Annotated in this window: 10 protein-coding genes; 5 read left to right on the forward strand and 5 right to left on the reverse strand. The window is 72.1% G+C overall.

Annotated features, from left to right (window positions below; translation table 11 throughout):
* Window positions 1-15: 15 nt before the first annotated feature.
* The gene (locus ACFV20_RS14570) at window positions 16-564 is read right to left on the reverse strand and encodes a YciI family protein (protein WP_385656185.1); all 549 of its coding nucleotides are present in this window, start codon (window positions 562-564) and stop codon (window positions 16-18) included.
* A gap of 64 nt (window positions 565-628) precedes the next feature.
* On the opposite strand from ACFV20_RS14570, the gene ACFV20_RS14575 reads away from it, so the two are divergent.
* Window positions 629-1,402 (forward strand): alpha/beta fold hydrolase, encoded by a 774-nt coding sequence (locus ACFV20_RS14575; RefSeq protein ID WP_385656187.1) that lies wholly within the window; start codon window positions 629-631, stop codon window positions 1,400-1,402.
* Window positions 1,403-1,484: 82 nt separating this feature from the next.
* Here ACFV20_RS14575 and ACFV20_RS14580 read toward each other — a convergent pair whose 3' ends face one another.
* From ACFV20_RS14580 to ACFV20_RS14590, 3 genes are all read right to left on the reverse strand, one after another.
* On the reverse strand, window positions 1,485-2,039 hold the full coding sequence (locus ACFV20_RS14580) for a hypothetical protein (protein ID WP_385656189.1): 555 nt from the start codon (window positions 2,037-2,039) through the stop codon (window positions 1,485-1,487).
* 340 nt (window positions 2,040-2,379) lie between these two features.
* On the reverse strand, window positions 2,380-3,036 hold the full coding sequence (locus ACFV20_RS14585; RefSeq protein ID WP_385656191.1) for a DUF4360 domain-containing protein: 657 nt from the start codon (window positions 3,034-3,036) through the stop codon (window positions 2,380-2,382).
* Between the two features lie 323 nt (window positions 3,037-3,359).
* Window positions 3,360-3,818: an RrF2 family transcriptional regulator gene (locus ACFV20_RS14590; RefSeq protein WP_385656193.1), complete on the reverse strand. Its 459-nt coding sequence runs from the start codon at window positions 3,816-3,818 to the stop codon at window positions 3,360-3,362.
* A 131-nt stretch (window positions 3,819-3,949) separates the two neighbouring features.
* Between ACFV20_RS14590 and ACFV20_RS14595 the strand changes: the two genes are divergently transcribed.
* Window positions 3,950-6,958, forward strand: a complete 3,009-nt coding sequence (locus ACFV20_RS14595; protein ID WP_385656195.1) for a beta-galactosidase — start codon at window positions 3,950-3,952, stop codon at window positions 6,956-6,958.
* A gap of 144 nt (window positions 6,959-7,102) precedes the next feature.
* Here ACFV20_RS14595 and ACFV20_RS14600 read toward each other — a convergent pair whose 3' ends face one another.
* Window positions 7,103-8,614: an alpha-N-arabinofuranosidase gene (locus tag ACFV20_RS14600; RefSeq protein WP_385656197.1), complete on the reverse strand. Its 1,512-nt coding sequence runs from the start codon at window positions 8,612-8,614 to the stop codon at window positions 7,103-7,105.
* A gap of 268 nt (window positions 8,615-8,882) precedes the next feature.
* Between ACFV20_RS14600 and ACFV20_RS14605 the strand changes: the two genes are divergently transcribed.
* The 3 genes from ACFV20_RS14605 to ACFV20_RS14615 all read left to right on the forward strand — a co-directional run bounded on the left by ACFV20_RS14605 (window position 8,883) and on the right by ACFV20_RS14615 (window position 12,345).
* Window positions 8,883-9,494, forward strand: a complete 612-nt coding sequence (locus ACFV20_RS14605) for a toxin-antitoxin system, toxin component family protein (protein WP_385656199.1) — start codon at window positions 8,883-8,885, stop codon at window positions 9,492-9,494.
* The gene (locus tag ACFV20_RS14610) at window positions 9,491-10,720 is read left to right on the forward strand and encodes a DUF6545 domain-containing protein (RefSeq protein WP_385656201.1); all 1,230 of its coding nucleotides are present in this window, start codon (window positions 9,491-9,493) and stop codon (window positions 10,718-10,720) included. The genes ACFV20_RS14605 and ACFV20_RS14610 overlap by 4 nt, the downstream gene beginning before the upstream one ends.
* Before the next feature lie 224 nt (window positions 10,721-10,944).
* Window positions 10,945-12,345: an NAD(P)/FAD-dependent oxidoreductase gene (locus tag ACFV20_RS14615; RefSeq protein WP_385656203.1), complete on the forward strand. Its 1,401-nt coding sequence runs from the start codon at window positions 10,945-10,947 to the stop codon at window positions 12,343-12,345.
* Window positions 12,346-12,609: the final 264 nt, after the last annotated feature.

Consider the following 12,609-nt stretch of genomic DNA (forward strand, 5'->3'; position numbering starts at 1 on the left):
GGGGAGAACTCCCGGTCACCTTCGCCCGCCGAACTCCCAGTCGTGCACCTCGATGTCGGCGTACCGCTCGCCGGTCAGCAGGGCTCGCGCCGTCTCCGCGTCCGGCGCCCGCAGCAGTGCCGCCGTACCCAGCCACACGGCGCCGTCGTCGGACAACAGCGGGCCGTATGCGATCAGTTCGTCGCGGCAGGGCGGTACGTCGAGGTCGGCGGGCGGACCGTCGCCGAGGCCGAGTACCAGGAAGCGGTGTCCTCCCGTACGGCCGCCGGGGAAGTCCCACATGGTGCGGCCCAGGAGGTTGCGCCACCGGCGCAGCAGGACGTCCCGGTACGCCCCGGCCTGGTAGGTGGGCTCGTCGAAGGCGAACGCGCGGGCCGCCGCGGGATCCGGCAGGTCGACGATGTGCACGCTGCCGGTGGGCGTCTCCCCGTCCGCGGCGAAGGTCGGGCCACGGGCGATCAGCTCCGCCTCGAAGCGGTCCATGTAGGCCCAGTGCGCCTCCCCCAGTTCCTCGCGCAGTGCGAGGGAGCCGGGCCGGTCCCGGTGATAGCAGAAGAACTCCATGGCGCAGAAGGCTACTGTTGACCGTCCACCGACACCGTTGTCCCGCCCGGAGGAGATGCCGACCGTGCGCAGCGCCGCCGTAACGCCCGAGGGCGACCGTATCCGCTGGGTCGAACTGCCGGGGCGGCAGCCGCCGCGCGTCTACGTGCACGGGCTGGGTGCCACGTCACCGGCCTACTTCACGGAGGTCGCGGTCGACCCGGGACTCTCCGGCCGCCGCTCCCTGCTGGTCGACCTGCTGGGCCACGGCATCAGCGACCGCCCCGCGCACTTCGACTACACCCTGGAGTCCCATGCCGACGCGCTCGCCGGCGCCCTGACGGCGGCGGACGTCTCGGCCGCCGAACTGATCGCCCACAGCATGGGCGGCTCGGTGGCCGTGGTCCTCGCGGCCCGTCACCCCCACCTGGTCTCCCGCCTGGTCCTGATCGACGCGAACCTGGACCCGGTCCCGCGCGCACCCGGTTCCCCGGGCAGCAGCGGCATCGCCGCCTACTCGGAGGAGGAGTTCCTGGCGGGCGGCTGGGCGGAGGTCCGCGACCGGGTCGGCCCGCACTGGTGGTCCACGATGCGTCTGGCCGGCCGCGAGGCCCTGCACCGCAGCGCGGTGCACCTGACGCGTGGCACGGACCCCACCATGCGGGAGCTGTTGCTGGAGCTGAAGATTCCCCGCACCTTCCTGCTCCCCGCCTCCGACGGCCCGTTTCCCGGGGCCGACGCGCTGACCGAGGCCGGAGTGTCCGTCGTCGCGATCCCTGACTGCGGCCACAACATCATGCTGGACAACCCGGAGGCCTTCGTGAGCGCGACAGCCGCGGCCCTGGCGACGCGGGACTGACGCCCTCTCACCTGCCGCGGCTCGGACCCGAGGCAGTGCCGCGCCCGCACGACGCGGGCGCGGCACTGTCGTGAGGTGAGCGTCAGTTGCAGGCACCCACGGTGAGGATGTTGTCGACGACGACCCTGCTGCCGACCTTCATGTAGGAGTACGCCTCGCCGCAGTAGCCGCGGTTCTGGTAGACGGGCCCGGCGTAGGTGCTGAAGGTGCCGAAGTCTTCCTTGTGGGGCGTGTCGGTGTAGTTGTCCTTCAGCCGGATCCCCATGTAGTGGGCCGCGCCGGTGTCGTTGAAGAACACGGCGCAGATCGGCTTGTCGTAGTACCGGTCGCCCGTGGTCTTGCCGTTGGTCCACGTGTACGTGGTGCCATAGGTCCCGTAGCGGGCGGCCCCGGTGGAGATGGTGTAGCCGGATCCGCACACGTTGGCGGCGGCCGCGGCGACTCCGGCCTTGGCCTCGATGATCCGCTTGGTCTCGGCCGACGCCTCCTTGGCGACCTTGACACCCTTGATGTCCACGGTCTGGATCGCCGCGCCCGCCTTCGGGCCGGCCTGGTCGACGGCCGACGCGGTGGGCGTCATCACGGTCGCGGCGAGCAGGACGGCACAGACGCCACCCAGACGCATTCCAGTCTTCACAGTTCCCCCTATGAGTGACAGTCAGATGATCGTGTCGCACAGACCGTAGCGCATCGCACACGCAAGCGGGCAAAGGTTTTTGCACGCCAGCCCGAGGGGGCGGGAACCAGCCAACCTGTCGAGCCCCACCCTCCGGTCCGCGTGCCCGCTCCTCGGAAGGTTCACAGTTCAGCAAACGGCGCTCCCTGGAGCGCGCCCCGTGGCACCTGAGGGACCGGCCATCCCGTGGTCGCCGCCCGCACACATCCGTGGGCCCCAGCCGGGCGGTGCTCTCCGGAGACCACGAAGGGGTGGCCTCACCGGGACCGCCGGTCCGGTGAGGCCACCCCCGTTCACGGCGTCACGACTTCTTCGGGGGGCACTGCTTCCACGCCAGGTGGTAGACCGTGCTGATGTCCCCGTCCGTGGAGTCCATCGTCATGAAGCTGACCTTGTTGGCCGACTGGGAACCGGCGTTGACCCGGAGCTCGGTGTTGATGTTGAAGTTGCGCTGGACTCCGCAGGGCGCGTAGACCAGTTGGGCCCAGTCCGTCTCGTCGGTGGCCTGCCAGTTGTCGTTGTAGGGGCCGCTGAAGGGGTGGTTCTTGTAGACCGTGCTGGGCGAGCCCTGGAAGTAGTACGAGGCCCGCTGGGAGCCGCTCGCGCCGGGCTGGAGGGAGGCGAAGCCCCGGTAGTCGGCGCTCGCGATGGCGTAGGTGAATCCCCCGGGCACGTGGACGATCAGGCTGAGCTGGCAGTTCCTGCGGAACGCGGTCGGGTCGGAGCCGCCGCCGGCCTGGGCGAGGTAGTCGCTGTAGGTCACCGTGAACGCCGTGTTGTCCTCGGAGACGGCGACCGCTGCCGTGCCCTGCGGACAGCCGGAGCCGTTCACCGTGGCGACCTTGATGATGATCTTGTCCGGGGGCGGGTCGTCGAACCCGGAGGACGGGGATTGCGCGGGAAGTGCACTGGTGAGCAACGCGGCGATCGCGCCACTCAGGAGCAGGCCACCGGCCATGGTTCTCCCATCCGTACGTGGGGGGTGGAACGCGCGATAGACATGAGCATGTCAAAGCGACAGCGCATGCGCCCCCGGCCTGTGACCGTTCCATGAAGGAGCTGTGAAGGCCGGGAGCGGTCGCATCGTACGCAGGGCGGCAGGAGCGGGCCAGGTAGCTGTCCGGCCATTCACACTGGCGGGAATTCACCCGGCCTCCGGAGGGCGCATAAGGTGCGTTGCACCACCCGGACGTCAGACCGGGGACATCCCACGGACGACCCGAAGACATCCCGAGGACGGAAATGAGGATCACGCACCGCGCCGCGCACGGCCGCCGCCCCTCAGGGGTTCTCCCAGGCCGCCGGTTCCGCCGCCAGCCGCTCCACCGGCTCCGGCAGCGCCCCGGCCGCGAGGTCGGCGACCGTCACGCCCTCCAGGATCCTGCGCACATTGGCCCGCAGGGCGATCCAGAGCGGCAGCAGTGGCTCGGCGGTGCCGGAGTAGGCGAGGCCGGTCGGCCGCTCGCCGCGCACCGAGACGATCGGACCGTCCACGGCGCGGATCACGTCCGCGACGGTGATCCGCGAGGCCTCCCGGGCCAGCCGGTAGCCGCCGCCCCCGCCGCGCCGGCTGTCGACAACCCCGCCCCGGCGCAGATCGCCGAGGATGCCCTCCAGGAACTTGTGGGGAATGTCCTGCGCGGTGGCGACGGCCTCCGCCTTGACCGGCCCCTCCCCCTGCCGGACGGCCAGCTCCACGACCGCTCGTACCGCGTAGTCCGCACGTGCCGAGATCCTCATAGGACCATTGTCGCGGTCACCCTGTAGACATTGACCACACGCACCGCGCTCCTCAGCGAGCACACCCGCCCCGTACGACAAGCACACGCACCGCGCACCACCTATCGCATGGCACACCAGGAGGCGCTCCCTTGGAGCTCAGCAGGCGCACCTTCCACGCTCTGGCCGGCACGGCGGCGCTCGGCTTCGCGCTGACCGGCAGCGGGTCGCCGACCTCCGCCAACCCGGCCCGCACCGCACCCACCGGCCCGCCGCCCCCGGTGCCGAGCGCGGACGGCCGGCCGCACGAGGTCGGCTTCGACCGCCACTCGCTGATCGTCGACGGCCGTCGTCTGATGCTGTGGTCGGGCGAGATGCACCCCTTCCGGCTGCCGAGCCCGTCGCTGTGGCGGGACGTCCTGGAGAAGATGCGTGCGCACGGCTACAACGCCGTCAGCGTGTACGTCGCCTGGAACCACCACTCCCCCGCACCCGGCCGCTACGACTTCACCGGCGTGCGCGACCTGGACCTGTTCCTGCGGACCGCCGCCGAAACGGGGATGTACGTCATCCTGCGGCCCGGGCCGTACATCAACGCGGAGGTCGACGCCGGCGGCTTCCCCGGCTGGCTGACCGCCACCGACGGACGGGCCCGGACCTCCGACCCGACCTATCTGCGCTATGTCGACGAGTGGCTGACCGCGGTCAACGCCGTCGTCGCGGGGCGCCTGTTCACCCGGGGCACCGGCACGGTCCTGCTCTACCAGATCGAGAACGAGTACGACGCACACGTCGACGAGCCCTCGGGCCGCGCCTACATGGCGTACCTGTACGACAAGGTCAGGGCCGACGGCATCGACGTGCCGCTGTTCCACAACGACAAGGGGCGCAACGGCGCCTGGACGCCCGGGTCGTTCGGCACCGGCGGCGAGAAGGGCCGCTGGCTGTACGGGTTCGACGGCTACCCGGAGCCGGACCACGTGCCGCCGGACTGGGGGTCGTTCGGGGCCGGCGGACAAAAGGGCGGGGCGACGGCCAGCCCGCGCACGCCCGGGTTCGTGCCCGAGTCCGGCGGCGGCTGGTTCGACCCGTGGGGCGGGTCCACGTTCGACGGCAAGGGGTACGCCGAAGCGCGCCGGACCCGGGACGCGGCGTACGAACGGCGCTTCTATCTCACCCACCTCGCCAACGGCATCACCCTGCACAACGTCTACATGACGTACGGCGGCACCTCCTGGGGCTGGCTGCCCGCGCCGGCGGTGTACACCTCGTACGACTACGGCGCCGCGTTCGACGAGGCGCGCAACGCCACCCCGAAGCTCGCCCCGATGCACCAGATCGGGCAGTTGCTGCGGTCCGTGCCCGACCTCGCCAGGCTGCACCGGGCGAAGACGGTGCGGGCGACCGACGAGCGGATGAAGGTCTACCACCTGACCAACCCCGACACCGGCGCCCACTTCTACGTCCTGCGCAACGACACCGGCAAGGCCGTCGCCGCGACGCTGCCGGACGCCGGGATCGACGTGCCGGTCACCGTCCCGGCCCGGGACGCCAAGCTGATCGCCGCCAACCTCCGGCTCGGCAAGCGGACACTGGTGCACTCCACCGTGCAGCCCATGGTGAGCCTGACCGCCGGACGGCAGGACATCGCCGTGTTCGCGGGCCGCCGGGGCGAGATGGCGCAGGTCGTCCTGGAGTGCGCGGACGAGCCGACGCCCATGCGGCTGGACGCGGAGCCCGCCTGGGCCTACAACCTGGGCAAGCTGAACATCACCGCCCCGCTCGGCGCCGGCGGGCTCAGCCGGGTGCGGGTCGAGGGCGACGGCGTGGACACACCGATGCTGGTGCTGTTCGCCGACGACGCCACCTCACTGCGGCTGTGGCCCTACGAGACCCCGTCCGGCCCGCTCCTCGTCTACGGCCCCGCCCTGCTGCGGTCGGCCGAACTGCGCGGCTCGACGGTCCATCTGCGCGGCGACACCATCGGGCAGACCGGCCTGGAGGTGTGGGGGCCGCGCGGCATCACCCACGTCACCTGGAACGGGCGCCCGGTCGCCACCCGGATCAGCGCCTCCGGCAGCCTGCTGGCGCTGCGGCCGCTGCCCGGCGTGGCCCGACCGGCCCTGCCCGCGCTGGAAGGCTGGCGGCGGCGGGCCGGGAACCCGGAGTCCGAGCCGGACTTCGACGACTCGGAGTGGACGACGGCCGACAAGGAGACGACGTTCAGCAGCACGCCCGTGCCCGCCGGGCAGCCCGTCCTGTTCGCCGACGACTACGGCTTCCACTACGGCGACGTCTGGTACCGCGGCGAGTGGAGCGGCGACGGCGGCATCGAGTCCGTGTCCCTCGCCTACAGCACGGGCACGCAGGGCCTGCTGATGGCCTGGCTGGACGGCGAGCCGCTGGGCACGCACCGGATGCCGGTGCCGGACAAGGACCGGGCGCGACAGGGGACGTGGACCGCGAAGGCCGGCTTCGAGCTGCCGGAGAAGCTGCGGGAGAGATTCCGCGAGGAGCGGGAGCAGGAACGGGAACCGGGGCGGGAGCAGGACCGGAAGGGTGAGCGGCACGTGCTGTCCGTGCTCGTGCGGCGGATGCAGCACGACATGGACGGCGAGGCCCTCGACACGCACAAGGCCGCGCGGGGCCTGACGGCCGTCACCTTCGAGGGCGGTTCCCCCGAGGTGAAGTGGCGTGTCCAGGGCGCCGCCGCACCCGACCCCGTGCGCGGGCCGATGAACACCGGCGGGCTGCACGGCGAGCGCGAGGGCTGGCACCTGCCCGAGTACGACGACGGCGACTGGAAGGCCGCCGAACTGCCCCGGTCCGACCGGCGGCAGGGCGTCACCTGGTACCGGACGGACTTCCGGCTGGACGTCGACCCCGGTGTGGACGCCTCGGTCGGTCTCGTCCTGGACGACGACCCGGAGCGGGCCTACCGCGTCCAGATCTTCCTCAACGGCTGGAACATGGGCCAGTACATCAACGATGTAGGTCCACAGCACACCTTCGTGTTGCCGAACGGGGTCCTGCGCACACGGGGTGCCAACACACTGGCGTTGGCGGTGTTGTCCGACGGGACCACACCGGCCGGGCCCGGTGAGGTGCGGCTGACGCTGCTGGGCGCGGCGGCGGGTGGCGTGCCGGTCACTCCGGTGTGACCGGACCGGGCCGTCCTCGGGGCCTGTGCCCGTTCGGTGTGGGCGATCGGCACCGACACGGCCGGGGCCACGCATCTGCTCGCGTGGCACGGCGGAACCTGGCGGGAGAACGACGCGCATCGAGCGCTGACCGGGTCCCGGGCCTCACCCCAGCCGGATCACGTTCCAGGACAGCGGCTCCAGGACGGCGCTCAGCGTGCCGTCCCGCAGGGCCGTGCCGTCGACGGGGTGGGGGGCGACCCGCTCGGGGTCGTCGAGGGTGTTGCGGGCGTCGGGGTCGGTGTCCGCGAGGGCGCTGTGCTCGACGACCCGCGTCAGGTCGAGGCCGTTCAGGGCGACGTCGAGCGGCAGGGCGTCGGTGCGGCTGCGGTTGACGGCGAAGACGGTGACGGTGCCGTCCTCGGCGCGCACGGCGGTGGCGTGCAGCAGGTCGGTCTCGCCGTACTTCCTCGTCGCGTACGTCGGGGAGTCCACGCGGACGTCCAGGACCCGGCCGCGGCCGTACCGCGCCGCCTGGGCGAACGGGAAGAACGTGGTCTGCCGCCAGGCCGGGCCGCCGGGCTCGGTCATGATCGGGGCGATGACGTTGACGAGCTGGGCGAGGCAGGCGACCGTGACACGGTCGGCGTGCCGGAGCAGGGCGATGAGGAGCGAGCCGAACACGACGGCGTCCGTGACGCTGTAGTTGTCCTCCAGCAGGCGCGGGGCCTCGGCCCACTCCCGCGCGCCGGAGTTCTCGATCTCGTGCCACTGCGCCATGTACCAGACGTTCCACTCGTCGAAGGAGAGGTTGATCTTCTTCTTCGACTTCAGCTTCGCGCCGATGTGGTCGGCGGTGGCGACCACGTTCTCGATGAAGGACTCCATGTCGACGGCTGAGGCCAGGAAGGAGTCGACGTCACCGTCCTCGGGCTGGTAGTAGGCGTGCAGGGAGATGTGGTCGACGAGGTCGTAGGTCTCCTCCAGGACCGTCGCCTCCCACGCGGCGAACGTCGGCATGGACTGGCTGGAGGAGCCGCAGGCGACGAGTTCGACGCCGGGGTCCATCTGGCGCATGGCCCGGGCCGTCTCGGCGGCGAGGCGACCGTACTCCTCGGCCGTCTTGTGGCCGGTCTGCCAGGGGCCGTCCATCTCGTTGCCGAGGCACCACAGCCGGATGCCGAAGGGGTCCTTGTCGCCGTGGGAGACACGGAGGTCGGACAGGGCCGTGCCGACGGGGTGGTTGGCGTACTCCTGGAGTTCGAGGGCCTCGGCGACACCCCGGGTGCCGAGGTTGAGGGCCATCATGGGCTCGGCCCGGGGCCCGATCTTCTTCAGGAAGGCGATGAACTCGGAGAGGCCGAAGCGGTTGGTCTCGGTGGAGCGCCAGGCGAGGTCGAGACGGCGGGGGCGGTCCTCGACGGGGCCGACGGAGTCCTCCCACCGGTAGCCGGAGACGAAGTTGCCGCCGGGGTAGCGGACGGTGGTGACGCCGAGTTCGCGGACGAGGTCCAGGACGTCCCGGCGCAGGCCCTGGTCGTCGGCGGTGGGGTGGTCGGGTTCGAAGATGCCGGTGTAGACGCAGCGGCCGAGGTGTTCCACGAAGCTGCCGAAGAGGCGGGGGTTGACGTCGCCGACGGTGAAGGCGGGGTCGAGGGTGAAGCGGGCGGTGTGCATGGTCGCCTTTCGGGGGTGGTGGTGCGGATGCGGTCGCGGCCGCCCCTACTGTTCGGTATTTCGGATTGCGCTCGTTACCTCGAACGGGACCGTAAATTCGTGGCGTCGGCACGTCAATGGTCCGGCTCGGCTTCGGTCAGGATTTTCCGGACAGGAACGGTCGTTTCCCGGTGAACATCGGACGCCGGATCGCATGACGCGCACACTTTCCGGCGCGTAGTCTCGGACGGGCCGGCAGGCCGTAGGCCGGCGGTGAGAAGGGGGAGCGATGGACATCGCGGGCGCGCGGACCAGGGCCGCCCGAGTCGCCGCCGCGCTCAGGCGCTCACGCAGTGGCCCGGCCATGCGCGGCCTGGCCGCCGAGCTCGCCACCGCGGTCCGGAAGAGACCCCGGCGGCCCACCGACGTACGGTCGCTGTGCCGGGCGCTGTGCGAGGAGATGAGCGCGCGGCGCGGCGGACGGCCCGTGGAGCTGCGGTTCGAGCGCTTCCCCGACGAAATAGAAGTGACCGGCCTGTGGGTCGAGTTCCAGGACTTCGACCTCGTCATCGTCGAGGAACGGGCCGAGGCCGTGCAGCAGTTGGTCATCCTCGGACATGAGCTGTGGCACCTGCACGCGGGGCACGGACATCACCACGGGGCGGGCGCGGCGGCGGCCCACGCGTTCGCCGACCGGCCGGGCTGGGAGGACGTCGCCCTCGCGGTGGCCGCCCGCCACGGCTCCCGGGAACGCGACGAGGCGGAGGCCGACGCGTTCGGGCACCGGCTGGCGGCGGGGTGCCGGGCGCTGCTGCCCGGCGGACGCGAACCCGAGGTGCCCCTCGAACCCGTGCAGCGGTCCCTGTACTACCGGGGGCCGCGAGGAGGTGCGGCACCGTGACGACGGTGGCGCTGACCCCGGCCGAGTTCGTCAACCAGTTCTACCCGAACTTCTGGTGGATCCCCGCGGGGGTCCTGGCCGCCGCCCTGGCCATCAAGCTGCCGAGCATCATCCGGCTGTGGAAGGACCCGATGCTGCGCGCGGTCGGCGGGCTGCTGCTGCTCGCCTGCGCGGTGTTCGTCTTCGTGGCGCCGTCGACGATCGCCCGGGTCAACCGGCTCACCGGGGTGGCGAACTTCTCCGGACCCTGGGTCTACTCGCTGCTCACCGCGTTCTGCGCCTTCTGCCTGCTGCTGATCATCTCCTGGCGCAACGGCCTGTCCGACCGCTCGGAGCGCACCCGGCGGGCGATGCGCGGGGTCGTGGCCGTCTACTCGGGTGTGATCGTCGCGATGTGGGTGCTGTTCGCCCTCGCGGACGTGCCGGTGGAGCGGCTGCGGGACCTCGACACGTACTACGCGAACACCCCGTACATGCGCGAGGTGATCGTGCTGTACCTGCTCGCGCACACCGTGGCCGCGCTGGTCACCAACGGGCTGATCTGGAACTGGGTCCGCACGGACGGGCTGGACTCGCTGCTGCGCTGGGGGCTGAAGTTCCTCGGCGTGGGCTACGCGGCGCAGTTGCTCTTCGACGCCGCCAAGATCAGTGCCGTGGTGGCCCGTTGGTCCGGGCGGGACCTGGACTGGCTCAGCACGGCCGTCGCCCCGCCCCTCGCCTGCCTGTCCGCCGTCCTCATAGCGGTCGGCTTCATCCTGCCGCACGCCGGACAGTACCTGCACGGCCGCTGGCACGTCCGGCTGGCCCTGCACGAACTGCGGCCGCTGTACCTGCTGATGAGGACGGTCAACGGCTCCGGGGTCCCGTTCCTGCTGCGTGCGACGCCGGAACTGCGGCTGGTCCGCCGGGAGACGTTCATCCGCGACGTGCTGCTGCCGCTCGCCCGGCACATCGACGAGGACCGGCGCGAACGGTTCCACGACGCCGCCCTGGCCCTCGGCCACCCGCCGGACCGGGCGAAGGCACTCGCCGCCACCGCGGCGATCCTGGACGCGGCCGACGCCAGGCACCTCACACGGGACGACGAGGGCACCGGTGCCCGTGACACCACGGACCTGCTGCGCGAGATCGGCGCCGTGTCCCGCGCCCTGCGCCGCACGGAGGACCTGCGGGCGATCCGCGCCCTCGCCCGTGACCACACGGACGGCAAGTCGCTCACCGGCTGATCCCGCCGCCCCGGGGGCCGGCCCGGCCGAATACCCGGGCGAGACCCGCACGGAAGGCCGCGCGCACGGAACGTGAAGGTACGGTGAGAGCTGTCCGGAACGAGGCCCGTATGGCTCGAAACCGGTGCCGGTGGACGGGTGTTGTGCGCCGCACCGCTGCGGCCGGACGCCGGGGAGTGCCCTCAGGGGCGAAGGAGCCTTCATGGCTGAGTGCGAGGAGTCGCATGTCGCGTAGAGCTGTCGTCATCGGTGCGGGTCTGGCCGGCATGCTGGCCGCGGCGGCCCTGTCCGCCGTCGCGGACGAGGTGATCGTGCTCGACCGGGACGATCTGCCCGAGGGGCCGGAGCACCGCAAGGGGCTGCCGCAGGGACGTCACGCGCATCTCCTCATGGCCGGTGGGCTGGCCCCCATGGAGGACCTGGTGCCGGGCGTGAGCATGCGCAAGCATCTGCTCGCCGCCGGGGCGCACGAGATCCCGCTCGGCTCGGGCATGGTCGCCCTCACCCCCGAGGGCTGGCTGCGGCGCTGGCGGCACCCCGGCCCGAGCATGCTGACCTGCACGCGGGCCCTGCTCGACTGGGCGGTGCGGGGTGCGGTGCTGGACAGCACCGCGGTGGTGATCCGCAAGGCGCGGGTGCTGGAGCTGACCGGGTCGCCGCAGCGGGTGAGCGGGGTGCGCCTGTCGACCGCCGGCGGGGAGGAGGAACTCGCCGCCGACTTCGTGGTGGACGCGAGCGGGCGCGGCTCGCGGATCGTGACCTGGCTGGCCGCGCTGGGCGTCCACGACGTGCGCGAGAAGACGGTGGACGCCGGCCTGGTGAACGCCACCCGCCTCTACCGCACCCCCGAGGGCGCCGAGCGTTTCCCCCTGACGATGGTGCAGGCCGATCCGTACCAGGGGCGGCCCGGCCGCAGCGGCATGGTGCTGCCGATCGAGGGCGACCGCTGGATGGTCAGCCTCGCCGGTACGCGGGGCGGTGGCGAACCGCCGTCCGACCCGGACGCGTTCCACCGGTACACCCTGGATCTGCCCGACCCGATCGTGGGCCGGCTGATCTCCGGCGCGGAACCGCTCACCGACGTCCACGTCAGCCGCAGCACCAGCAACCACCGCCGGTACCTGGAGAAGGTCCGCTCCTGGCCCGAGCGCCTCGTCGTCCTCGGGGACGCGCTGGCCACGTTCAACCCCGCCTATGGACAGGGCATGTCGGTGGCCGCGCTGGGCGCCCGTGAGCTGGGCCGGGAGCTGCGGCGCTCCGGTCTCGGCGAGCCGGGGCTGGCCCGGCGGGTGCAGCGGCGGGCGGCGAGGCCGGTGGAGTCCGCGTGGACGATGGCGGTGAGCCAGGACGTCTGGTACCCCGGGACGCGGGGCGGTTCGCCCGGTGCCGCCGACCGTCTGGTCACCGCCTACACGCGCCGCATGATCCGCACGGCGACCGGCTCGTACACCGCGGCGTCGGCCCTCTGGGACGTGATGAGCATGACGACCGGGCCGACGCGGCTGCTCCGGCCGTCGACGGTGCTGGCGACGCTGAGCGGGCCGCCGCTGCCCTCGGCGGTGGGTGCGCCGCTGACGGACGACGAGCGGGCGATCCTGCGACGGCTGGACCGGACAGGCCGCTGAGGCACCGCACGGAACGCGGGAACAAGGGCGGGGGCACGGGCACCGCACGGGACGCCGGAACACGGGCAAGGACACCGGCCCCGGCGTGGACCCACCGGGCCGGGGCACCGCACGGGACACCGGAACACGGGCAAGGACACCGGCCCCGGCGTGGACCCACCGGGCCGGGGCACCGCACCGGCCCCCGCGTGGACCCACCGGGCCGGGGCACCGGACCGGTCGGGGCCGCCCGGGGGGTTTGGTCCGTGCCCCCGCGGCGCGGCA

The sequence above is a fragment of the Streptomyces sp. NPDC059696 genome (genome assembly GCF_042733745.1).
Classification (GTDB): Bacteria; Actinomycetota; Actinomycetes; order Streptomycetales; family Streptomycetaceae; genus Streptomyces.

Excerpts from the sequence above, each read along its gene's own strand:
- ACFV20_RS14570 (WP_385656185.1), bottom strand. The coding sequence starts at position 564 with ATGGAGTTCTTCTGCTATCACCGGGACCGGCCCGGCTCCCTCGCACTG.
- ACFV20_RS14585 (WP_385656191.1), bottom strand. The coding sequence starts at position 3,036 with ATGGCCGGTGGCCTGCTCCTGAGTGGCGCGATCGCCGCGTTGCTCACC.
- ACFV20_RS14590 (WP_385656193.1), bottom strand. The coding sequence starts at position 3,818 with ATGAGGATCTCGGCACGTGCGGACTACGCGGTACGAGCGGTCGTGGAG.
- ACFV20_RS14600 (WP_385656197.1), bottom strand. The coding sequence starts at position 8,614 with ATGCACACCGCCCGCTTCACCCTCGACCCCGCCTTCACCGTCGGCGAC.
- ACFV20_RS14605 (WP_385656199.1), top strand. The coding sequence starts at position 8,883 with ATGGACATCGCGGGCGCGCGGACCAGGGCCGCCCGAGTCGCCGCCGCG.
- ACFV20_RS14615 (WP_385656203.1), top strand. The coding sequence starts at position 10,945 with ATGTCGCGTAGAGCTGTCGTCATCGGTGCGGGTCTGGCCGGCATGCTG.